Origin of the sequence: Nocardioides sp. NPDC000445, from assembly GCF_040300245.1 — a bacterium.
GTDB lineage: Bacteria > Actinomycetota > Actinomycetes > Propionibacteriales > Nocardioidaceae > Nocardioides.
The window spans coordinates 59,672-81,463 of the sequence record NZ_JBEPDH010000027.1; the positions used below are offsets into that span (position 1 = coordinate 59,672).

Sequence of the window (21,792 nt, forward strand, 5' to 3'; positions counted from 1 at the left end):
CGTGTGGCCGACTCACCCATGCCGGGGCAGCCGACCTCCGGCCCGTCAGCCGCCGTAGGCGTGCGTAGCGGTGGCGCCGCCGTCGATGGCGATCTCGGCACCGGTGACGAAGCTGGACTCGTCGGAGGCGAGGTAGACGTACAGCGGGGCGATGTCCTCGGGGTGGCCGACCCGCTTGAGGGCGACCTTGGAGGCACCGAACTCCATGGCAGCATCGTCGGCACCGACGCCGCGGGTCATGGGGGTGTCGATCATGCCGGGATGTACGGAGTTGACCCGGATGCCGCTGGGACCGAGCTCGAGGGCGGCGGCCTTGGTCATGCCGCGGATGGCGAACTTGGTGGAGGTGTAGCCGGCCACGAACGCCATCCCGGCCAGGCCCTCGATCGAGGAGGCGTTGATGATCGAGCCGCCGCCGTTCTCCTTCATCGTCGAGATCACCGAGCGCATCCCGAGGAAGCAGCCGAGGGTGTTGACCCGCCACAGCAGCTCGAACTCCTCGACGGGCTGGGTCAGGATCTCACCGAAGCGCAGGATGCCGGCATTGTTGGCCAGGACGTCGACCGGGCCGTACGTCTCGGCGGTCTGCGCCACCAGCGCGGTCCAGGACTCCTCCGAGCTCACGTCGTGGTGCACGAACAGCGCGGCGTCGCCGAGCTCGTCGGCGAGCAGCTTGCCGGGCTCGTCGGCCACGTCGGCGATCACCACCTTCGCGCCCTCGGACACGAAGGCACGCGCGATGGCGGCTCCCTGCCCCTGCGCACCACCGGTGACGATCGCGGTCTTGCCCTCGAGACGTGCCATCACTGCTCCTTCAGCTTGAGCTGCATGATCGAGTCGGCCGAGAACCCGGCCGCGGGGTCGCGGTCGACGAACCAGCCGCCGACCTGCTTGTCGAGCGAGTCCAGGTCCCAGGCGGCGTTGTCGAAGCGCTCGGCCACCGTGGGCGGCGCGAGGACGGCGATCATCCCGCCGTAGACGACGAAGACCTGCCCGGTGATCGCGGCGGCGGCCGGCGATGCGAGGTAGGTGACCAGCGGCGCCACGTGCTCGGGCCCGTAGGAGTCACCCGAGAGCACGCCCTCGGTCATCGCGGTCGCGGCCCGCGGGCAGATCGCGTTGGCGCGTACGCCGGAACGGCCCATCGAGCGGGCCGTCGACATCGTCAGCGCGGTGATCCCGGCCTTCGCGGCGCCGTAGTTGGCCTGTCCCGGAGGCCCGGACAGGAACGCCTCCGAGGAGGTGTTCACCACTGCGGCGGCGACCGGTGCACCCGTCGACTTCGCCACCGAGCGCCAGTGGGCCGAGGCGTTGCGGGTCAGCAGGAAGTGGCCGCGGAGGTGCACGCGTACGACGAGGTCGAACTCCTCGTCGGACATGTTGAAGAGCATCTTGTCGCGGGTGATGCCCGCGTTGTTGACCACGATGTCGAGCCCGCCGAGGCCGTCGACGGCAGCAGCCATCATCGCGTCGGCGGTGGCACGCTCGCTCACGTCGCCGGGCGCGATCACCGCCTCGCCGCCGAATCCGCGGATCTCCTCGGCCGCCTCCTCGGCGGCACCGGGCAGGTCGTTGAGCACCACCCGGGCGCCGGCGCGGGCCAGGGCGACCGCCTCGGCGCGCCCGAGGCCGGCTCCGGCACCGGTGACGATCGCGATCTTGCCTGTCAGGTCAACGCTCACGTGGGGCTACTCCTCGATTCTCAGGGCTGCCTTCGGGCAGCCGGCCACGGCCTGCTCGACGCGGTCGCGGTTCTCGTCGGTCACCGTCGGGTCCGCGATCTGCAGGTAGTCGTCGTCATCGATCTCGAACACGTCGGGAGCGAACGCCTCGCACATCCCGTTGGACTCGCACAGGTCGAAGTCCGCGATCACCTTTGCCATGTCCGCCTCCTTGTACTCGTCATCATCGAAGTCAGCCTTGACCGGGCAGCGCGCCCAGCTTGCGATGGTCCCAGCTTGCGACCTTGTCGGGCTCGATGACGATGCCGACGCGCTTGTGCGCCTGCTTCGAGACCAGGTCCTCGCCGAGCTCACCCAGATCGGCTCCACCGGCCATCCGGGTCATCACCCGCAACCCGATCCCCTTGATCTCGTCGTACTCCTCGACGAGCCGCGCCTTCCCGGTGATGCTCACCCCGCGCAACTCGAAGTAATCGACGCCGTCCTCGACCAGGCAGGTGACCCGCGGGTCACGCCGCAGGTTGCGGACCTTCTGCGAGGACCCGTAGGTCCAGAAGACGATCTTGCCCTCGTCGAGCACGTAGAACAGCGTGGTCAGGTGCGGAGCACCGTCGGGACCGACGGTCGCGACCTGCACCTTCATCTGCGAGCCGAGGAACTCCTCGATCTCGGCGTCGGTCAGCTGTACGGACTGGCGGGACCCGGCCATGTGCCCTCCTAGAGCATCAAACTAGAACACGTTCTACCATATCAGGGACGGGTGTCCCCCTTGAAGTGACCCTACGGCGCGAGCTAGGAGGCGGCCTTCATCTCGGAGATCAGCCAGCCGCCGTCGTCCTTGACCAGCGTCAGCACCTCCCAGGTCGGGCTGACCACGGTGTTCTTCGTCTTCGGCGCGGTCGCGCTCTGGTTGACGAAGAGCAGCACCTGCGCGGTCTCCTCGGTGGCCGAGATGATGGACGCGGCACAGTCCTCGTCGACGCAGGCCTTGCCCTCCTCGGCGGCCTTCGCACCCTCCTCGGAGAGCGGCGCCACCTCGGCGTCGACCTTGATGCCGAGGTCGGCCTGCTCCTTGCGCTTGTCCTCGCCGGGCAGCGACTTCTCGTAGTCCTTCTGCATCGCCGGCGTCATCAGCTTCTTCGCCGCCGCGATGTCCTTCTCCGCGCTGGCGGCCTGGTAGGACATCACCGTCTGCGCCAGTCCGACCGAGTGCTCCATGATCGCTGCCCGGGACCCGGCCGCGGTCAGCTCCCCGCTCGGTGCCACGTCGTCCTTCGACGCCATGTCGACGGCCAGCCACAGCAGGCCGCCCGCGACCAGGACGAGTACGCCGAGAACGGCCGTCAGCACCCGGCTACCGTCACCCAGCCACCGCTCGGCGAACCCGGCGCGCCCCTCGGTCTCACCCTCACCCTCAACTTCAGCTTGAGGCTCTGCTGGGTCGGTCTCGACGTCCTCGGACTCGGCCGCGCCGGCCTCGCTCTCCTCCGGGGCAGCGACCTGGTCACGTACGTCCTGGTCCTGGTCGTCGGCCGGAGGAAGCAGGTCGGAGCCGCAGTAACGGCACTTGATCGCGGCTGCCTTGATCGTCTCCGCGCAGAAGGGGCACTCCTTCTGGCCGGTGGAGACCGATCCGTTCGCTCGTACGCCTGTCATCAGTTGACTCCCGCCAGGTCGGACATGCGCCATCCGTCCTTCGTCTTGGCCAGCGACACCTTGAAGCGGTACTTCGAGCACCGCGCACCGTCGTAGGGGCAGGTGTCGCTCTTCTTCAGCTCAGCGGTCTGGCTGCTGGTGACGACCGAGTCCACGGCGACCAGCACGACCGCCTTCTTCGACCCGATCGCGCGGATGCCGACCTGCTTGACCTTGCCCTTGGAGACGGTCTGGGCGGGGATCGCGGCCTGCCGGATCTGCTCGGCGATGGCGGTGTACTCCTTGCCGAAGGTGCCGGTGGAGATCTCCTTGACGGCCTGGATCCGCGGGTCCATGTCGCGATAGTCGACGTCGAGGAAGGCGATCACGCCGTCCTCGGCGACCGCCTTCACCTCGTCGTAGTCGGCGGCCGCGGCCTCGGCGGGCGTCGTCCAGGGCAGCACCCGGGCGCCGCCGACGAAGACGGCCGCCGCCAGCACGACCAGGATCACGACCACCACCGCGAGCACGGTGTTGAGCCGCCCCAGTCTGGCCAGGGAGAGCTTGACGTCGAGCGAGTTGTCGGATGGCATCTGGCTCACTCCTCTCCCAGGATCATCGATCGCCAGGAATCGTCGGCCAGGGCGGAGACCAGGCCTCCGTCATCGGTCGGGGTGGACATCGTGACCGTCTTTCCATCGGGGAGCTTGGTGCGCCCGGTCTTCGGGTCGTAGGTCGTGACGTACTTCCCCACGCCCTCGGGCTTGGGGACCATGTTGACACCGCGCTGCATGATCGGGTTGTCACCCTGGTAGCCGGGCTGGGCACGCTCGTCGGTGCACTTGGCCGGATAGAGCGGCTGGTCCTCCATCACGGTGCCGGGGATCCACTGGTCGGCGGGCTTGTAGCCCTCCTGGCACGGCGGTGTGGTGTAAACGAAGCCCATCGACAGGTGACCGTAGCCGTCGCCTGGCGAGCCGGTCCACCCTGTCGCCACGACGCGCGGGAACGTCACCAGGGTCTGCTCGATCGCGGGCAGCCGGGCGGTGAGCACCTCGTTGACGGTGCTGAGGTTGGCCAGGAAGACCGGCAGGAGCGGCTGCAGACCGTCGAGCAGCGACTGCACCTGGACCGCGGTCGCCTCGCCGCCCTGCAGGATCTCGCGCAGCTCCGGGTCGCGCTTGTCCAGCGTCGCGGTGACCTCCTCGAGTCCGTCGGCGAACTCGCGGATGTCGCCGCTGTGCTCCTTCTGCGTCTGGAGCACGGTCTGGCTGGTGTTGAGCAGCCGCACGGTCTCCTTCTGGTGGGCGGAGGCCTGGTCGACCAGGGTCGAGCCCGAGTCGAGCAGCGTACGCAGGTTCTCGGCGTTGCCGCGGAACAGCGTGCCGAGCTCGGCGACGACGGTGCTCAGGTCCTGGCCGTTGATCGAGGTGGTGAAGCTGTTCAGCTCGGTGAGCAGCTCGTCGGTGGTGCCGGGCATCGACTCCGGTCCGGCGGTCACGACGTCGCCCTCGGCGAGGTAGGGCCCGGTGGCGGAGTCGGGGATGAAGTTGATGTACTGCTCCCCCACCGCCGACAGATTGTGGACCTCCACCTCGGCGTCCCGCGGCACCTCGGTGCCGGGGTCGAGCTCGAGCTCGGCGCGTACGCCCTCGTCGGTGACGGTCATCGAGGCGACCCGGCCGATGCTGACGCCGCGGTAGTTGACCTCGCTGCCCTCGTAGAGGCCACCCGAGGCCGGCAGGTCGACCGAGACGTCCACGTGACGGCCCAGGACCCGGTCGACGACGCCGAGGTAGGCGGCCGAGACGTAGAAGATCCCGACCGCGGCGAGGATGAGGAAGATGACCAGCTTGTTGCGGACGCTCCGTGTCATCAGCTACCGCCTCCCAGCAGTCCGAGGAGGCCGAGCAGGCCTCCGGTGGTCGGCTCCGCCGTGGGCGACTCGGTCTCGGTCGGGCTCGAGAGGCCCTCAGCGATCTCCGGCACCAGGTCATTGAGCCCCGGCGTCTTGGTCGAGGTCTCGCTCTTGGGGAGCAGATCGGAGATGTCGGGCAGCTTCGGCGCCTTCTCTCCTGGCTTCAGCGGGGTGTCCTCCTTGCCGACGACCGAGCAGACCATCTGCAGGTTGGTCAGGTCGCACAGAGACTTGGCCAGCGGCTGGATCGCCGCGCACCCCTTGGAGTAGGACAGGCAGATCTGGAACACCTGCGGCAGGCCGCTCGACTCGCCGTTGGTGAGGCTGCCGACCAGCTTGCCGAGGTCGAGATCCATGTGGAACAGCGCGTTGGAGTAGTCACCCATCGCCAGCCCGGAGGCGTTCTCCGGGAACGGGAAGCTGGCCGCCATCATCAGGCCGCGCGGCAGCGAGTCACCGGCGTCGGCGAGCTCGCGCAGCGTCGGAGCGAGCTCGTCGAGCGCCGTGGTCAGGTTGGCGCCGCTCTGGTTGATCACCCGCGTCGCGACGACCCCGAGCCGGTCGAGCGCCTTCATCATCTTCAGCAGGTCGGCGTGCTGCTGGCGGAGCACCTCGAGCGCCGGGCCGAAGGAGTCGATGGCCGCCTCGATCTTCTCGGACTCCTTGTTGAGGGTGCGGGTCAGCCGGTCGACCTGCTCCATCGCCCTGATGATCGAGCCCTTCTGCTGGTTGAGCGAGGCGACCGTGGTCTCCAGGTTTCCCAGCAGCGCCCGCATGTCGCCGGTGCGCCCGTCCATCATGGTGTTGAGCTCGTCGCTGATGGTCTTGAGCTGCCCGACTCCGCCACCCGCCAGCAGGAAGGAGAGCGCGCCGAGGACCTCTTCGACCTCGGGGTTGCGGTTGGTGCGGTCGAGCCCGATGGTCGCGCCGTCGCCCAGCCTGCCGGCGCTGGCGACGGTGGACCCCTCGGGCGCCACCAGAGCGATGTACTTCTCCCCGAGCAGGCTGGTCTGGCGTACGTTGGCCAGCGCGTCGGCAGGGAGCTCGATGTTCTTGCGGAGGGTCATGGTGACCTTCGCGTGCCAGCCCTCCCGCTCGACCTTGTCGACCTGGCCGATCGGAACGTCGTTGGCCATCACCTTGGTGCGCGGCACCACGTCGACGACGTCGTTGAACTCCGCGGTGACGACATAGCCGTCGCCCTCGCCGACCTCCTTGCCGGGAAGCGGCAGGTCGTAGGCCTGTACGCCGCACCCGCTCGCCATCGCGACGAGGCCGGCCATCGCCAGGAAGACACGCGTTCTCATCTCTTGCCTCCCGACATCAGGTCCTGGAGGGAGCCGCTGAGCTCGGTGATACCGCCCTGGGTGACCACCTCGGGCTCCACCTCCGGCTGCTTGGCCGGGGTGCCGGTGTCGAGCGGCAGCCCGGTGGCGGTGTCGCGGTCGGTGGGGGCGCTGGCCTCGGTGAGCGCCTTGCCCGCCGGCGCGGTCGACCCGGTCGGCAGCAGCGCCTTGAACAGTGCACAGATCTCCTTGGCTCCGGGGATCTTGTCGTTCTCCACGACCATGCAGAGGATGTTGGACAGATCCGACCCGATCGGCCCGACCTGCAGCCGGAAGCCGACCGATCCCGACGCCGGGTCGAAGGACTCGGCCAGGTTGCCGATACCGAGCGGCGCCAGGTCGATCACGGTGCCGAGCGTCTCCTTCTCCTTGGCCAGGATGTTGAGCGTCTTGTTGAGCTCCTTGACGTCACCGACCAGGGCGTCGCGGTTGTTCTCGACGAAGGACTTCGTCACCTTGACCGCCTGCGCGATCGCGGCGAGCGCCTGGTCGAGCTCGTCGCTCTCACCGGCCAGCTGGGTGGAGACGGTCCCGAGGTCGGTCAGGAACTTCTCGGTGGTCTCGTCGTTGCGAGCCAGCGTCCGGGTGACCTCGGAGAGCTGGGAGAGGGTGCTGAAGAGCTGCTCGGAGTTGCCGCCGAGCACCTGGGCCGCCTCGGACATGTCGGCGATCGCCTGGTTGCCGATCTTGCCGTTGCCCTCCAGGGCGTCGGCGCCCTCGCGCAGGACGTCGCTCAGTGCCCCGTTCTTGTTGGCGCCGTTGGGTCCCAGCGCGGTGGTGAGCTCGGAGAGGCTGGCGTAGATGCGGTCGAGCTCGACCGGGACCGCCGTACGCTCGATCGGGATCTCCCCGCCGTCGGCCAAGGCCGGACCGCCGGTGTAGGCCGGGGTCAGCTGCACGAACCGGTCGGCGACCAGCGTCGGGGTGACGATCGCTGCCTTGACGTCCTTCGGGAGCTTGTAGTCGCTCTCGTACTCGATCACCGCGTCCACGTGGTCGCCCTTCGGCTCGAGCGAGGCGACCTTGCCGACCTTGACGCCCATGATGACCACATCGGAGCCCTCGTAGATGCTCACCGCCTGCGGGAAGCTGACGGTCACCAGCTTAGTGTCGGGGGCGGCGACCTCGGAGACGAGCAACAGCCCGCACATCACCACCAGCGCGATGGGCAACGCGGCCCACTTTCGGCCCCAGAAGTTCTTTGTCATTGCACGATCCCTGGTCGTCGTCCGGGCACGAACTCGCCGCTCACGATGCCGGTCAGGTTCGCGAGGTAGGCGTCGAACCAGGGGCCGGTGCCGATGATGTTGATCAGGATCGACGCGTACGGCCCGTAGTTCTGGATGGTCTTGGTCAGGTCCTCGTCGCGGTCGTTGAGGAACTTCAGCGCCTGGTTGAGCGCGTCCAGCGCGGGCCCGATCTGCTTCTGGTTCTCCTTCACCAGGGCCTGCAGCTGCTCGGCCAGGGCGGTGGCGTTGACCAGCAGCTGGTGGATCGCCTGGCGGCGCTGGATGAGCTCGGCGAAGACCTGGTCGCCGTTCTCCATCACGCTGATGATGTCGTGCTTGCGCTGGTTCACGAGCTGGACGACCTTCTCGGCGTCCTCGAGCAGCGACTCCAGCTCGTCGCCGCGGGCGGCGATCGTCTGGGAGAGCGCGGCGATGCCCTGGAAGGCGCCCTGTACCTCGGGGCCGGCCTTGTCAAGCGTGCCCGACATCGTGGTCAGCGCCTTGGCCAGCTGCTGGGTGTCGATCGCCTCGGTCGTCTCGGCGAGATCGCCGAACGTGCCGACGATGTCGCTGCCGGCACTGGTGCGGGCCAACGGGATCTTCGAGCCGGCTTCGAGCGTGCGGCCGCCCTGCGGGGTGATGTCGAGGTACTTCTCCCCCAGCAGGTTGAGCACGCCGATCTTCGCCTCGCTGCGATGACCGATCTCGGTGCCCTCGACCGAGAACGAGACGACCACCTTGGCGCCCTCGATCTCGATGTCGCTGACCCGGCCGACCCTGATGCCGGCGATCTCCACCCGGTTGCCCACGTGCAGACCGCTGGTGTCGGAGAACTCGGCCTGGTAGGTGGTGCCGGCGAACCACGGGAGCTTGCGCAGGTTGAACGCCGCGGTCAGCGCCAGCGCGATCGCCACGATCGTGATCACGCCGGTGCGCTTGAGCTGCGTATCGCTGTGGTGTGCCATCAGAGCTTGCACCTCTCGGCCCGGCTGTAGAAGGCGACGTTGTCGAGCTGCTTCTGGATGGCCTTGACGGCGGGCGAGTTGTCGAGCAGCTCGCCGAGCGAGGGCAGCTTGATCGAGAAGTCGAGGTCGCAGAGGTAGTAGTTGTACCAGGAGCCGTAGCTGCCGATCCGCGCCTGCGACTCGAGGGTCTCCGGGAGCCGCTCGAGCGTCCGGTCGAGCAGCTTCTGGTTGCCCGGCTTGTTGAGGATGTCCACCACCCGCTTGAGCTGCTTGATGTCCTCCTTGAGGAACGGGCGTACGTCGGTGAGCAGCCCGGCCAGCTCGTCGGTCAGGTCGCCGATCGAGGAGATCGAGTCGCCGATCGCCTCCTTGTCGCGCGCCAGGTCCTTCATCCAGCCGCTGAGCTGCTGGATGAGCTCGGCCAGCTCGGTGTGGTGCTCGTTGACGGTGTTGAGGGTCTTGGAGAGGTTGGTGATCACGTCTCCGATCAGCTGGTCGCGCTCGGCGAGCGCACTGGTCAGCTCGGCCGTCTCCGAGAGGAGGCTGGCGACGGTGCCGCCCTCCCCCTGCAGCACCCGGATCAGGTTGAGCGAGAGCTTGTTGACGTCCTTGGGCTGCAGCGCCTGGAAGAGCGGCTGGAAGCCGTTGAAGAGCTCGGTCAGGTCGAGCGCCGGAGTGGTGTTGGCCATCGCGATGGCCTGGCCCTGCCGCAGCGGGGTGCTCTCCGATCCCGGCTCCTGCTGCCCGGCGTCCTGGGTCAGCGCCAGGTAGCGGTCGCCGACCAGGTTCAGGTAGCGCACCTGGGCACCGCTGGCGGTCGTGAGCGGCACCGTCTTGTCGACCCGGAAGGTGACCATCGCGTGGTCGCCGTCCTCGATCTCGACGGCGAGCACCTCCCCCACGGTGATGCCGGCGACGCGTACGTCGTCCCCCTCGCTCAGGCCCGAGGCGGTGGTGAACTCGGCACGGTAGGGCACCCGGTCGCCGAAGCCGACGTTGCCCATGATCGAGGCCAGGGTGCCGGTGACGAGGATAGAGAGGACGGTGAAGATGACCAGCTTGGTCCCGGCCACCGCGGTCTTCAGATCGCGCTTGTTCACTGCAGACCCCCGTTCCCCGGTGCCCACGGGACGTCCTCGGTGCCGTTCTCCAGCTCCTTCGGGCCGGCCGGCACCTTCGGGTTCGGCAGGCCGTCGCACCACGGTCCGTGGCCGATCTCACCCCATTCGGGGCGGTCGTCGCGGCCGTACGCCGGCTTCTGGGTGCCGTCGAGGACCATCGTCTGGCGCACGCGGTTCTGCTGGAAGACGGTCGCCAGGAGCTCGGTGTAGTCGTCGAGGCCCCGCAGCAGGCAGGTGTACTCCGGCGAGTAGTCGGAGAGCAGCTTGAGCAGCGGGACGGCCAGCTCGGTCTCGTACCTGATCGCCTTCTCGTTCGCGGCGAGCAGGTTCTCGGAGGTGTCGGCGACTCCGGTCACCGAGGTCAGCAGGCCGCCGAGGCGGGCGCGCTGCTCGGTGACGGTGTTGGCGGTGGTCGTGGTGTTCTCGAGGACCTTGACCAGGTCGGGCGCGGCCATGGAGTAGGTCTCGGCGACGTCGGCCATGTCCTCGAGATCGCGTTCGAGTGTGGGGAGGTGGACGTTCATCTCTTCGAGGTAGTCGTTGAGCTGGACCAAGGTCTCGCCGAGCTTCTCCCCGTTGCCGGAGAGCGCGGTGGCGAGGGCGTGCAGGGTGCTGTTGAGGTCCTGGGGACGGATCGACTTCAGCAGCGGGAAGAGCCGGGCCAGGATCACGTCGAGCTCGACGCTGGTGCGGACCCGGTCGGCGGGGATGACGGTGCCGTCGCTCAGGGCGCCGGTCCGCTCCCCCTCGGGGTCGATGAACTCGACGTACTTCTGCCCGAACAGCGTCGTCGGCTTGATCGCGACGCTGACGTTGGCGGGGATCTGCTCGGCCTGCTCCGGCTCCAGGCCGAGCTCGATGACGGCCTTCTTGCCGTCCTGGTCGATCTCGCGGATCTGACCGACGATGACGCCGTGCATGCGTACGTCGCCGTAGCGAGGCAGCTGCAGGCCGGCCCGGTCAGCCTCGACGCTCACGGTGGTGAACTGCACGAACGCCTTCTGGTAGATCGCGATGCAGAGCGTGATCAGCAGGGCGAGAGTCACCGTGAAGGCGATCCCGGAGACGAAGAGCTTGGTGTGCTCGGCGCGGGTGTCGCGCTGGATGCCCATCAACATCTGGCGCTCACCCCGTGATCCGGACCGTGGTCGTCGAGCCCCAGATCGCGAAGCTCAGGAAGAAGTCCGCGACGACGACGGTGACGATGGACGTACGGATCGCCTTGCCGACCGCGATGCCGACCCCGGCCGGGCCGCCGGAGGCGGTGTAGCCGTAGTAGCAGTGGATCAGGATGATCGCGACCGCGAGGATGATCAGCTTCAGGAAGCTGTAGAGGATGTCGATCGGCGGCAGGAACGCCAGGAAGTAGTGGTCGTACGTCCCACCCGACTGCCCGTACATCAGCGTCGTGATCAGCCGCGGGCTGAGGTAGGAGGCGCACAGGGCGACGATGTAGAGCGGGATGACGGCCAGGAACCCGGCGATCATGCGGGTGGTGACCAGGTAGGGAAGGCTCGGCACCCCCATCGCCTCGAGCGCGTCGATCTCCTCCGAGATCCGCATCGCGCCGAGTCTCGCCGTGTAGCCGCAGCCGACGGTCGCGGCCAGCGCGATCGAGGAGATCAGCGGAGCGACCTCGCGGGTGTTGAAGAAGGCCGAGATGAACGCGGAGAACTTCGCGACACCGATCTGGCTCAGGCTGGCGTAGCCCTGGATGCCGACCTCGGAGCCGGCGAAGAAGGCCATGAACGCGATCACGCCGACCGTGCCGGCGATCATCGTCAGGCCGCCGGCCCCGAAGGCGACCTCGGCCAGGATGTTGAGGACCTCCCGCTTGTAGCGGCGGATGGTGCGGGGAGCCCAGGCCAGGGCCTTGACGTAGAAGAGCAGTTGGTCGCCATAGCCCTCAACGGCTTGGCGCTGCTCCTTGACGATCTGGTTGCCCACCTGGGCGAGCGTGTTGGTCACCGGGGGATCACAACCCGTCCTGAGGAACGATCTGGAAGTAGACAGCGGTCATGATGGAGTTGAGGACGAACAGCATCATGAACGCGATGATCACGGCCTCGTTGACCGCTCGGCCGACCCCGCTGGGTCCACCCTGGGCGTTGAGGCCGTTGTAGGCGCCGATGATCGCCGCCAGGAACCCGAACAGGGCCGACTTGACCATCGAGATGTAGAGGTCGGGAAGGCTCGCCAGCGCGGTGAAGCTCGACAGGAAGGCGCCGGCCGAGCCGCCCTGGACGATCACGGTGAAGAAGTAGCCGCCACCGATACCGGTCGCGATCACGATCCCGTTGATCATCACCGAGACGAACAGGCACGCGAGGACCCGCGGGATCACCAGCCGGATCACCGGGTCGATGCCCAGCACCTCCATCGCGTCGATCTCCTCACGGATCTTGCGCGACCCCATGTCGGAGCAGATCGCCGACCCGGCCGCCCCGGCGATGATCAGCGCGGCCGCCATCGGCGCCGCCTCCCTGACCACCGCGAGCACCGCCGTCGCCCCCGCGAACGACTGTGCTCCGAGCTGGCCGGCAAGGTTGCCGACCTGCAGCGAGATGACCGCCCCGAACGGGATCGAGACCAGCACCGCGGGCAGCAGCGTGACGCTCGTGATGAACCAGGCCTGCTCGAGGAACTCGCGCATCTGGAACTTGGTCGTGAACGTCCCCTTGACGACCTCTCCGGTCATCAGGCCCATCCCGCCGACGCCTCGGACCAGCGAGGCGAACTGCACTGCCATCCTGCACCTTTCGGGTGGTCTTGTGACTCGGCTCACGTTTCAAGCCTGTAGTAGAACATGTTTCAGTTCTGAGGGCAACGACCCGCCGCGACATGCCCGGGAACAGGGTGGGAGGTATTCCGGCCCAACGACTTACCCGCCGGTAGGTGACGCGGATCACAGGATCCTCCATGCCCGCGCCGCGGCCGGAGAAGGCCGGCTCTCGCATGCTGGTCATGAGCGTGATCGCACGCGCTGCGGCGCTGGGCGGGGCCAGAAGCCCGCACCGGTGTGTCTCGCCGCGCCGGGGCGGTTAGATTGGGAACTGTGATGAAACTGTCGCCGGGGGGCGTCATGAGGTTCCTACGCCGCCTGCTCCTCGCCGTGTTCGGCGTGCCGGTGGCGCTGGCCGTCGTGATGAGCCTCGTCGACGGCTACCGCAGCCGAGGAAAACGAGGCCTCAGGGGCAAGCCGTTCCCGGTGACACCACCGATCACCAACAGCGTCGGCGACGGCACGGTCACCACCTACACCTTCGGCAACGACCTCTACGAGGACATGATCGCCGCCATCGACGGCGCGAAGAAGCAGATCTTCCTCGAGACGTACATCTGGAAGGGCGACGAGGTCGGTCAGCGGTTCAAACAGGCGCTGGCCTCGGCGACCGAGCGAGGCGTCGACGTCTACTGCATCTTCGACGAGCTCGCCAACCTCGTGGTGCCCTCCCGGTTCAAGCGCTTCCCCGAGGGGATGCACGTCCTGCGCTACCCCACCTACGCGGCGGGGTGGCGCTTCTTCGATCTCTCCCGCTACGGTCGCGACCACCGCAAGATCCTGGTGGTCGACGACACGGTCGGGTTCGTCGGTGGCTACAACATCGGGACCGCGTACGCCACCGAGTGGCGCGACACGCACGTGCGCATCACCGGCCCCGGTGTGTGGGACCTGCGGCGCGCGTTCGCCGACTTCTGGAACCTCAACCGGCGGCGGCCGCACCCGCTGACCCACACGAACGGTGCCGAGGGGCCGCTGCTCATCGAGACCGCGCCGTCGTGGGAGCCCGATCTCCGGTTCCACCGCAACGTGCCCCGGTTGTGGATGTTCCCGATCCGGTCGATGTACCTGGAGGCGATCAACCGGGCCTCCCGCAACATCTACCTGACCACCGCCTACTTCGTCCCCGACGAGGACTTCGTGGACGCGCTCAAGGCCGCCGCGCAGCGCGGGGTCGACGTACGCATCCTGCTGCCGCTGAAGTCGAACCACATCGTCGTCGACTGGATCTCGCGCGGCTACTTCTCCCAGCTGCTCGGCTCGGGGGTGCGGATCCTGCGGTACAGGGACGCGATGATCCACGCCAAGACCGCCACCGTCGACGGCTTCTGGTCGACCGTCGGCACCGCCAACATCGACCGGCTCTCGCTGACCGGCAACTACGAGATCAACCTGGAGATCTTCGACCAAGACGTCGCCAAGCAGATGGAGGAGATCTTCTCCCGCGACGAGTCCAACGCGATCGAGCTGACCGGAGACGAGTGGGCCTCCCGCGAGATCCACCGCAAGTTCACCGAGCTGGTCCTCACCCCTCTACGCCCCCTGCTCTGACCCGCGGGCCTGCCGAGTCGGCGGATCTGCACCCGTGCCTCGCGAAGCGAAGCGAGCGAGAGGGTGCGGATGCGCCGACTCGGCAGTAAAACTCAGCCAGGCAAGTGCGTCCGCGGCGACATCTTCGGCCCCCGCCGAGGCCGCTTGCCGGCCCCGCGATAGATCAGCGCGACAACACGAGCACGATGGGGCCGAAATGCCTCCAGATAGTCGCGTAGCCGGTCGTCGTCCCAAGCCTGGTTGGTCAGCGCCCAGCCGACGTCCTTGGCGAGGTGGTAGTCACCGAAGCTGACGGCGTCGGGGTCACCGAGCGCCCGCTGCCGCACCTCGGCGACGGTCCACTCCCCGATGCCCGGGATGGTGGTGAGCCGGCGCTCGACCTCCTCACCCGGGAGGCCGACGGTGCGCTCGACCGCCGTCGCGACCCGGGCGGCCTGGAGGACGGCCTTGGACCGAGCAGGATCGACGGGCAGGCGCAGCCAGTCCCAGCTCGGGATGGTCCGCAGCGCCTCCGGAGTCGGCTGCAGGCGCAGCCCGTGGTCGGCACCTGGGCCGGGAGCGACCTCACCGAAGCGCCTGACCAGGTTGCCGAAGCCGCGGAACGCCTCGTTGTTGGTCACCTTCTGCTCGATGATCGAGGGCACCAGCGCCTCCATCACCAGGCCCGTACGCCCGAAGCGCGGCGTCTCGAAGCGCTCCAGCAGACCCGCGAGCAGCGGGTCGTCGGTGTGGAACTCCTCGGGGCGGTCGCCCGCTCCGAGCAGTCCGGGCACGTGCTCCAGCACCCACTCCGCGCCCTCACCCCACGCCTCGGACTCCACCTCGGCGTCGCGCTGGCGCAGCCTCAGCGTGGCGGGGCCCTGCGGCGTACGGACGGCTCGCCAGTGGTCCTCGCCGAGGATCTTGTACGTCGGGTCGCCCAGCCCACGACGAAGCGGCCGCAGCATCGAGGCGAGGCCGACGGCGTAGCCCGGCCGGACCGTCCGCTGCTGACTCATGCCCCGAGGTTAGCCCGCGGGAAGACCCGGCTGGTGGTCAGATGGGTCGCCCGGCCGGCAGGGTCGCGGCCGGTGAAGCCGAAGACGCGGTGTGCGCCGTGGAGGGCGTCGGCGGTGACGACCTGGTCGGTGGCGTACGGAAGGACCTCGTAGGTCTGCGGCTCGTCGCCGATGGCGACCCCGTCAGGGCCGGGGACCTCCTCGACCCACAGCCGGCCGTCGGGGCTCTGGTGCAGCGTCCAGTCGACGATGCGGGCGCGGTAGGTGCCGAGGAGCCGGCCGGCGTCGAAGCCGGCGGGCGGCTCGGACGGTGGCACCGGGTCGGGCGCGATCCGGACGCCCGCGAGGTCGTCGAGGAGGTGGCCGACGACGTCGTGGTAGAGCCCGTAGGTGTCGCCGCCGTTGGTGAGCAGCGCGACCGCCAGCCCGTGCTCGGGCACCATCCTGAAGAAGGCCGACTGCCCGATCGTCTGGCCGTCGTGGCCGACGATCCCCTGACTGAGGTCGTCGAGGGACCAGCCCAGACCGCGCGCGTCGGAACGGGTCGATGCGGGATGGTCGACCTGTCGGGTGAGCATCTCGGCGCACGAGGCCGCCGAGACGACGCGGGTGCCGTCAGGAGCCGCCCCACCGGCGAGATGCATGGCGGCGAAGCCGAGCAGATCGCGTACGCGCATCGACAGCATCGCGCCGACCGGGCCGCTGGCCCGGGCCATCCCCCACGTCGGTCCCGGTCGGAGGACATGGTCGGGAGCGGGGTCGATGTGGCCCATCGCCGTACGGAACCTGATCGCGTCGTAGGCCGTGGTGGCGATGTGGCTGAGACCCAACGGGGCGGCGAGACGCTCCTGGAGCGCCCGGTCCCAGGTGGTGCCGCGCAGCACCTCCACCAGGCGCCCGAGCACGGCGAAGCCCGCGTTGGAGTACGAGAACCGCTCCCCCGGGGCGAAGATCTGCGGCAGGTCGCCCATGGACGCGACGAACCGCTCGACCGCGTCGTCGCCCGGCCCGTGGTCGGTGAAGATGTCGCCCTCGAAGCCGGCCGTATGGGAGAGCAGCTGGCGGATCGTGATCGTCGCGGCCGCCTCCTCGTCGGCGACCGTGAACCCCGGCAGGTGGCGCCTGATCTCGTCGTCGAGGCCGACCCGGCCCTCGTCGACGAGCCGCATCACCAGGTCGGTGGTCCACAGCTTGGTGATCGAGCCGACCTGGAACAGCGAGTCGGTGGTCGCCTCCACGCCGGTCGCGAGGTTGAGGATGCCGTAGGCGTGGTCGATGACCTGGCCGTCCTGGAGAACGCCGACAGCCGCCGCCGGCACGCGGCGACGCGCCATCAGGGCGGGCAGCTCGGACTCGATCCAGGAGCGGGCAACGGCAAGCGACATGGGGCGAGGATAGGTCGGAGCGGCTCAGCGCCCGATGTCGGCGAGAGCCGTCAGGGCACGCTCGAACCCCACCCGGTCGGCCGGGTCGAGATCGGCCAGCAGCTCGGTCTCCATGGCCGCGATGGCGTCGCGGCAGCTGCGGAGGACCCGAGAGCCGGCCGGAGTCAGGGACACGATCCGGTTGCGGCGGTCGGCCGGGTCGGGCTCGCGCTGCACCATGCCCTGGGTCTCGAGACGGTCCAGGTTGCCGATCAGGCGGGTCTTGTCGCGGCCGGTCGTGGCGGCGAGCTGCGCCTGGGTGGGCGCGTCGGAGTCGGCCAGCGAGCTCAGTACGGCGTAGTCCCACATCTCCAGCCCCGCGGCGTCGAGGATCGGCTTCTCACGGGCCATCACCTCGCGCATCAGACGGGACAGCAGGAAGCCGAGCTCAGGTCGATCCACCGCAGAATCCTAACCGCTCGACATATCGTCTACTGGTGCTTACGATCTACTAATGCTTACTTTTTCACAGACGCTCGCCGCCTACGGCCGCGCCCTCGACGACACCACCACGCTCGCCACTGCGGCCGGCGATCTGACCGTTCCCACCCCGTGTGCGGGCTGGGACCTCGCCGACCTCTTCGGCCACATGATCGGACAGAACCTCGGCTTCGCCGCCGCGGTCGCTGACGGCGACGCGCCGGTGGCTGCGTACGAGTCCGTGGCGGTCACCGGCGACGACGTCGCCCGGAGGTGGCAGGACTCAGCCACCCGGGTGCGGGACGCGTTCGGTGCCGCCGACCCGGAGGCGACCGTGCACCTCGCCGAGTTCGGCTTCCGCCCGGCCGTCACCGTCGCGCTGGGGATGCAGCTCCTCGACGCCGCCGTGCACGCCTGGGACGTCGCCACGGCGCTTGGGCAGACCTACCGCCCGGCGGAGGCCACGGTCACCTTCGTCCTCGACCTGGCCCGGCAGATCGCCGCGAGCCCGGGCGGGACGCCGGTGTTCGCCGCGCCGCTCGCCGAGAGCGGCACGGAGCCTTGGGGCGACGCGCTGCGCCTCCTCGGGCGCGATCCGGGGGCCAGGTGAACGCGTCGCGCGACGTGGGTCTCGACCCGCTTCGCGGGTTCGCGGGCTCACCCGCTGCGCTCGCTCGACCTCCTCCCGTTTGCCCGGCGCAAGCGCCGGGCAAGGCTCGGATGTCGGTGGCGTGATGTTCACTGGAGACATGCTGCTCGCCGACATCGTCTCCACCTCGAACGCCGTCGCCGCGACCCGGTCACGGAAGGCGAAGGTCGCCGCGCTGGCGGAATGCCTCGGCGCGGCCACGCGCAACGAGCTGCCGGTGGTGACCGCCTACCTCGCCGGCACGCTGCTGCAGCGGCGTACGGGGCTGGGGTGGCGCTCGCTCACCACGCTCCCCTCCCCTGCGGCCGAGGCGACCCTCGCGGTCGGCGACGTGCACGAGGCGTTCGAGAGGATGTCGCTGCTGGCGGGCTCGGGCTCGCAGGTCGCCCGGGCTGCCGAGGCCGAGACACTCTTCGGCGCGGCGACCGCGGCGGAACAGGTGTGGTTGCGAGGCGTCATCACCGGAGAGGTACGCCAGGGGGCGCTGGGCTCGCTCGTGCAGGAGGCGATCGCGGCGGCCGCCGAGGTGCCGTTGCCCGCCGTACGCCGAGCCGCGATGCTGGCCGGCTCGACCGTGGTGGTCGCCGGCCTCGCCTTCGACGGCGAGGAGGCGCTCGCCGAGGTCGGCCTGGTCGTGGGTCGGCCCGCGCTGCCGATGCTCGCCTCGTCGGCCGGCTCGGTCGAGGAGGCCATGGCCAAGCTCGGCGAGGCGGTCGTGGTCGACACCAAGCTCGATGGCATCAGGATCCAGGCCCACAAGTCGGGTTCGGAGGTACGCATCGCGACCCGCACCCTGGAGGACATCACCGCACGATTGCCCGAGGTGGCCGAGATCGTCGCCTCCTTCCCTGCCGACACACTGGTGCTGGACGGCGAGGCCATGACGCTCGGCCCGGACGGCCGGCCACGGCCGTTCCAGGAGACCGCCTCGCGCACCGCGACCCGGTCGGCGGCGGACACGGTCGTCGTGCCGTACTTCTTCGACATCCTCCACGTCGACGGCCGCGACCTCATCGACCTGGCGCTCGACCAGCGCCTCACCGAGCTCGACCGGGTCGTCCCCGAGCGGCATCGGGCGCCGCGGCTGGTCACCGTGGACACCGAGGAGGCGGAGCGGTTCGCCACCGATGTGCTCGCCGCCGGACACGAGGGCGTCGTCGTCAAGGGGGTCGGGCTGCCCTGGGAGGCGGGACGGCGTGGCTCGGGCTGGATCAAGGTCAAACCGGTCCACACCCTCGATCTGGTCGTCATCGGCATCGAGTGGGGCTCGGGACGCCGCAAGGGCTGGCTCTCCAACATCCATCTCGGGGCCAGGGGCGCCGACGGCGAGTTCGTGATGATCGGCAAGACGTTCAAGGGCATGACCGACCAGATGCTGGCCTGGCAGACCGAGCGGTTCACCGAGCTCGCCATCGGCGGCACCGACGACTGGCAGGTGAAGGTCCGCCCCGAGCAGGTGGTCGAGATCGCCTTCGACGGGGTGCAGCGCTCGACGCGCTATCCGGGCGGCGTCGCGCTGCGGTTCGCCCGGGTGGTGCGCTACCGCGAGGACAAGACGCCGGCGGAGGCGGACACGATTGATACCGTCAGAATGTATCTTCAGTGACCTGATCGGGATACCGGGTGCAGGTGGCCCCGACCGATCCTTTAACCTCACTGCGCGTGCCCCCACACGCCTATGCCCGCCTCGTTGCGTTTCTCGCGACGCTGACGATGATCCTGGGGCCCGCCGCCGTCAACCCGGCCCCCGCCGCCACCGGCACCTCCGCCGACCAGTCGATCGCCGCGCCGAACGCGAGCGTCTCCCGGCCGATCCTGGGTGAGTCGTTCACGCTGAGCGGCTCGCTCGAGCCAGGCGTGAGCCGGGTGGTCCGGCTGGAGCGATACCACGACGGCGACTGGCAACCCGTACAGAAGCAGATCACCGACCAGACCGGCCACTACTCCTTCGTCGTGAGCCAGTCCTCGTGGCGTATGCGCTGGCGGGTCCTCGCCCCCGGCGTCGAGCGGGAGGGGCGGAAGTGGGCGGAGCTGGCCACGGCGCCGCGTACGCTCTTCGGGCAGCCGCAGGCCGTCACCACCAGCATGGCGAGGTCGGTGCGCGCCGGGAGCGCAGTGCGGCTCACCCTGTTCGCCGCCCCGGCCCGCCCCGGCCGAGTGCTCACGCTCCAGCGCGACAGCGGCAACGGCTGGACGAACGTCACCAACCTCACCACCGGCCCGACCGGCCATGCGACGTACGTCTTCAGGACCCGGGAGGTGGCGAAGACGCGGTTCCGGACGGTCGCCAGGGCGCATCACGGTGCGCCGGCGTTCGTGGGGTCCTCGGCCGCCGTCTACGCCCTCGGGAGCAGGCCGGTCGGGGTGATGGCTTGGCGCGGCGACTCGCTCAACCATCCGGAGAACACCCTCGACGCGTTCCGCAGCGCCGTGCGGCAGCGGGCCGACTTCATCGAGATGGACTTCCAGCCGACGGCCGACGGCGAGTGGGTGCTGCTGCACGACGGCGACTTCAGGCGTACGACCGATGTCGAGGACCGCTTCCCCGAGCGCCGGCGGGCCAGCCCTCGGGAGTTCACCCTCGCCGAGGTGCAGTCGCTCGATGCCGGCTCGTGGATGGGGCCGCAGTTCCGCGGAGTCCGGGTGCCGACCATCGAGGAGACCTTCGACGCCATCGACGTGGCCGAGCGGCTCTACGGCCACCGCGTGCGGCTCGTGGTCGAGCTCAAGGGCGAGAGTGCCGCCGAGATGCGCGTGCTCTACCGCAAGGTCGTCTCGCTGCGTCCGGACTGGGTCTCCAGAAAGGGGCACGGCGACAAGGCGATCTTCATGAGCTTCGACGCGAGCCACTTCGACTTCCCGGGCTTCGAGCGGACCGGGATGGAGACGGTCGCCGTCAAGGACGAGCCCGATCCCGCGGACCTCCACGGTGACGAGTTCACCCAGGTGCACCTTCACACCCGGCTGCTCGACGCCGCCCTCGTGGAGCGCTACCGCGACCAGGGCGCCAAGGTCGGGACCTGGCCGGCGGTCAACACCGCGTCCGTGCTCCGCGCCGCGGTCGCGGGGGTCGACTACGTCACCACCGATGACGTCGCGGGCGCTCGGCGCGCACTGCTCCACTAGGCGGATGTGAGGACTGACACTGACAGTGCAACTCCGAGTTGCACACCGCGTACAGTGTGCATGTGAGCAGCCGATCAACCAGTTCCCACTCCCCCTCGGGCTCCGCTTCGGCCCGCGGCACCGAGCCCGACGGACGCCGCTCGGCCGCCGCCGCCCGACGCCGTGCCCGCGAGGCGGACATCGTCGCCGCGACCCGCAAGCTCTTCGACGAGCGCGGAGTGAGCGACGCCCAGATCGAGGACATCGCCAAGGCGGTCGGCATCAACCGCGCTATCGTCTACCGGCACTTCACCGGCAAGGACGAGATCTTCGCACTGACCCTGGTCGGCTACCTCGACGAGCTCCGCGAGCGCATGCTCACCGCGACCGAGGGTGACAGTGCACCCACCGACGTGGTCCGTGACGTCGTCGGCACCTTCGTCGACTACGGGATCGAGCATCCCGCCTTCGTCGACTGCGCCCAGACGCTGATGCGCCGCAGCGGCTCCGACCTGCTCGACGAGCTCTCCGAGAGCGCCCTGTTCCGCCTGGGCCGGGCGATGAACGGCTGCCTCACCATCCTCACCACCGTCTTCGAGGACGGTGCCGCCTCCGGCGAGCTCCACGTCAAGGACGCCAACCTGCTCGCCAACACCCTCTACGCCTCCGGCCTCGGCGCCCTCCAGCTCGCCCGCGTCGGCATCCTCGTCTCGGAGTCCGCCCCCGGCGTACCCACCGTCGGCTCCGTCTCCCCCGACCAGGTCCGCGACTTCCTCGTCACCTCCGCCCTGGCCCTCACCGCCAAATAGCGCCGAGACGTCACGTACGTCGGCCGAGCCGTCAGTTCTGCCGCGCGAGACGTCACATGCGTCGGGGGTGGTTGGATTAGGGGGGGAAAAAGGGCGTTGGGGGTGTGGGCGGGGGGGGTTGTTGTTAATGATGGGGTGGTGGGCCGGGGGGGCGGCGG

Annotated in this window: 22 protein-coding genes; 5 read left to right on the plus strand and 17 right to left on the minus strand. The window is 69.1% G+C overall.

Features of this window, described 5'->3' with window-relative positions; genetic code table 11:
- Positions 1-45: 45 nt before the first annotated feature.
- From ABT304_RS27660 to ABT304_RS27725, 14 genes are all read right to left on the minus strand, one after another.
- Positions 46-804, minus strand: a complete 759-nt coding sequence (locus ABT304_RS27660; protein WP_350720210.1) for a glucose 1-dehydrogenase — start codon at positions 802-804, stop codon at positions 46-48.
- Positions 804-1,682: an SDR family NAD(P)-dependent oxidoreductase gene (locus ABT304_RS27665; RefSeq protein WP_350720212.1), complete on the minus strand. Its 879-nt coding sequence runs from the start codon at positions 1,680-1,682 to the stop codon at positions 804-806. Before ABT304_RS27665 ends, ABT304_RS27660 begins: the two co-directional genes overlap by 1 nt.
- A gap of 6 nt (positions 1,683-1,688) precedes the next feature.
- A complete protein-coding gene (locus ABT304_RS27670; RefSeq protein ID WP_179657980.1) occupies positions 1,689-1,883 on the minus strand; it encodes a ferredoxin in 195 nt (64 codons plus the stop codon).
- 31 nt (positions 1,884-1,914) lie between these two features.
- A complete protein-coding gene (locus ABT304_RS27675; protein ID WP_350720214.1) occupies positions 1,915-2,391 on the minus strand; it encodes a pyridoxamine 5'-phosphate oxidase family protein in 477 nt (158 codons plus the stop codon).
- An 83-nt stretch (positions 2,392-2,474) separates the two neighbouring features.
- Positions 2,475-3,338 (minus strand): hypothetical protein, encoded by an 864-nt coding sequence (locus ABT304_RS27680; protein WP_350720216.1) that lies wholly within the window; start codon positions 3,336-3,338, stop codon positions 2,475-2,477.
- Positions 3,338-3,910, minus strand: coding sequence for an Rv1363c family protein (locus tag ABT304_RS27685; RefSeq protein WP_350720218.1), 573 nt, complete (start codon positions 3,908-3,910; stop codon positions 3,338-3,340). The genes ABT304_RS27680 and ABT304_RS27685 overlap by 1 nt, the downstream gene beginning before the upstream one ends.
- 5 nt (positions 3,911-3,915) lie before the next feature.
- The gene (locus ABT304_RS27690; protein WP_350720220.1) at positions 3,916-5,193 is read right to left on the minus strand and encodes an MCE family protein; all 1,278 of its coding nucleotides are present in this window, start codon (positions 5,191-5,193) and stop codon (positions 3,916-3,918) included.
- Complete coding sequence (locus tag ABT304_RS27695) at positions 5,193-6,542, minus strand: MCE family protein (protein WP_350720222.1); 1,350 nt, start codon at positions 6,540-6,542, stop codon at positions 5,193-5,195. The genes ABT304_RS27690 and ABT304_RS27695 overlap by 1 nt, the downstream gene beginning before the upstream one ends.
- Positions 6,539-7,789 carry an MCE family protein gene (locus tag ABT304_RS27700; protein ID WP_350720224.1) on the minus strand — a complete coding sequence of 417 codons (1,251 nt, stop codon included), beginning with the start codon at positions 7,787-7,789 and terminating at the stop codon, positions 6,539-6,541. Before ABT304_RS27700 ends, ABT304_RS27695 begins: the two co-directional genes overlap by 4 nt.
- Entirely contained in the window at positions 7,786-8,775 is a 990-nt protein-coding gene (locus tag ABT304_RS27705) for an MCE family protein (RefSeq protein WP_350720226.1), read from the minus strand. The genes ABT304_RS27700 and ABT304_RS27705 overlap by 4 nt, the downstream gene beginning before the upstream one ends.
- Positions 8,775-9,875 carry an MCE family protein gene (locus ABT304_RS27710; protein ID WP_160023210.1) on the minus strand — a complete coding sequence of 367 codons (1,101 nt, stop codon included), beginning with the start codon at positions 9,873-9,875 and terminating at the stop codon, positions 8,775-8,777. Before ABT304_RS27710 ends, ABT304_RS27705 begins: the two co-directional genes overlap by 1 nt.
- Positions 9,872-11,014 carry an MCE family protein gene (locus tag ABT304_RS27715; protein WP_160023208.1) on the minus strand — a complete coding sequence of 381 codons (1,143 nt, stop codon included), beginning with the start codon at positions 11,012-11,014 and terminating at the stop codon, positions 9,872-9,874. The genes ABT304_RS27710 and ABT304_RS27715 overlap by 4 nt, the downstream gene beginning before the upstream one ends.
- A gap of 7 nt (positions 11,015-11,021) precedes the next feature.
- Complete coding sequence (locus ABT304_RS27720) at positions 11,022-11,864, minus strand: MlaE family ABC transporter permease (protein ID WP_160023206.1); 843 nt, start codon at positions 11,862-11,864, stop codon at positions 11,022-11,024.
- A 7-nt stretch (positions 11,865-11,871) separates the two neighbouring features.
- Complete coding sequence (locus ABT304_RS27725) at positions 11,872-12,645, minus strand: MlaE family ABC transporter permease (protein WP_091041520.1); 774 nt, start codon at positions 12,643-12,645, stop codon at positions 11,872-11,874.
- Between the two features lie 333 nt (positions 12,646-12,978).
- On the opposite strand from ABT304_RS27725, the gene ABT304_RS27730 reads away from it, so the two are divergent.
- Positions 12,979-14,229, plus strand: a complete 1,251-nt coding sequence (locus ABT304_RS27730; RefSeq protein WP_350720229.1) for a phospholipase D-like domain-containing protein — start codon at positions 12,979-12,981, stop codon at positions 14,227-14,229.
- 92 nt (positions 14,230-14,321) lie between these two features.
- Here the strand turns inward: ABT304_RS27730 and ABT304_RS27735 are convergent, their stop codons facing one another.
- Genes ABT304_RS27735 through ABT304_RS27745 form a run of 3 tightly spaced genes read right to left on the minus strand, consistent with a single transcriptional unit; the run spans position 14,322 to position 17,053 of the window.
- Entirely contained in the window at positions 14,322-15,227 is a 906-nt protein-coding gene (locus ABT304_RS27735) for a DNA-3-methyladenine glycosylase family protein (protein WP_350720231.1), read from the minus strand.
- Entirely contained in the window at positions 15,224-16,612 is a 1,389-nt protein-coding gene (locus tag ABT304_RS27740; RefSeq protein WP_350720233.1) for a serine hydrolase domain-containing protein, read from the minus strand. The genes ABT304_RS27735 and ABT304_RS27740 overlap by 4 nt, the downstream gene beginning before the upstream one ends.
- 24 nt (positions 16,613-16,636) lie before the next feature.
- The gene (locus ABT304_RS27745) at positions 16,637-17,053 is read right to left on the minus strand and encodes a MarR family winged helix-turn-helix transcriptional regulator (protein WP_350720235.1); all 417 of its coding nucleotides are present in this window, start codon (positions 17,051-17,053) and stop codon (positions 16,637-16,639) included.
- 52 nt (positions 17,054-17,105) lie between these two features.
- Between ABT304_RS27745 and ABT304_RS27750 the strand changes: the two genes are divergently transcribed.
- From ABT304_RS27750 to ABT304_RS27765, 4 genes are all read left to right on the plus strand, one after another.
- Positions 17,106-17,681, plus strand: a complete 576-nt coding sequence (locus ABT304_RS27750) for a TIGR03086 family metal-binding protein (protein WP_350720237.1) — start codon at positions 17,106-17,108, stop codon at positions 17,679-17,681.
- Between the two features lie 124 nt (positions 17,682-17,805).
- The gene (locus ABT304_RS27755; protein WP_350720239.1) at positions 17,806-19,326 is read left to right on the plus strand and encodes an ATP-dependent DNA ligase; all 1,521 of its coding nucleotides are present in this window, start codon (positions 17,806-17,808) and stop codon (positions 19,324-19,326) included.
- A 56-nt stretch (positions 19,327-19,382) separates the two neighbouring features.
- Entirely contained in the window at positions 19,383-20,846 is a 1,464-nt protein-coding gene (locus ABT304_RS27760) for a glycerophosphodiester phosphodiesterase (RefSeq protein ID WP_350720241.1), read from the plus strand.
- A 62-nt stretch (positions 20,847-20,908) separates the two neighbouring features.
- A complete protein-coding gene (locus tag ABT304_RS27765) occupies positions 20,909-21,634 on the plus strand; it encodes a TetR/AcrR family transcriptional regulator (protein ID WP_160023192.1) in 726 nt (241 codons plus the stop codon).
- The last annotated feature ends 158 nt before the right edge of the window (positions 21,635-21,792 follow it).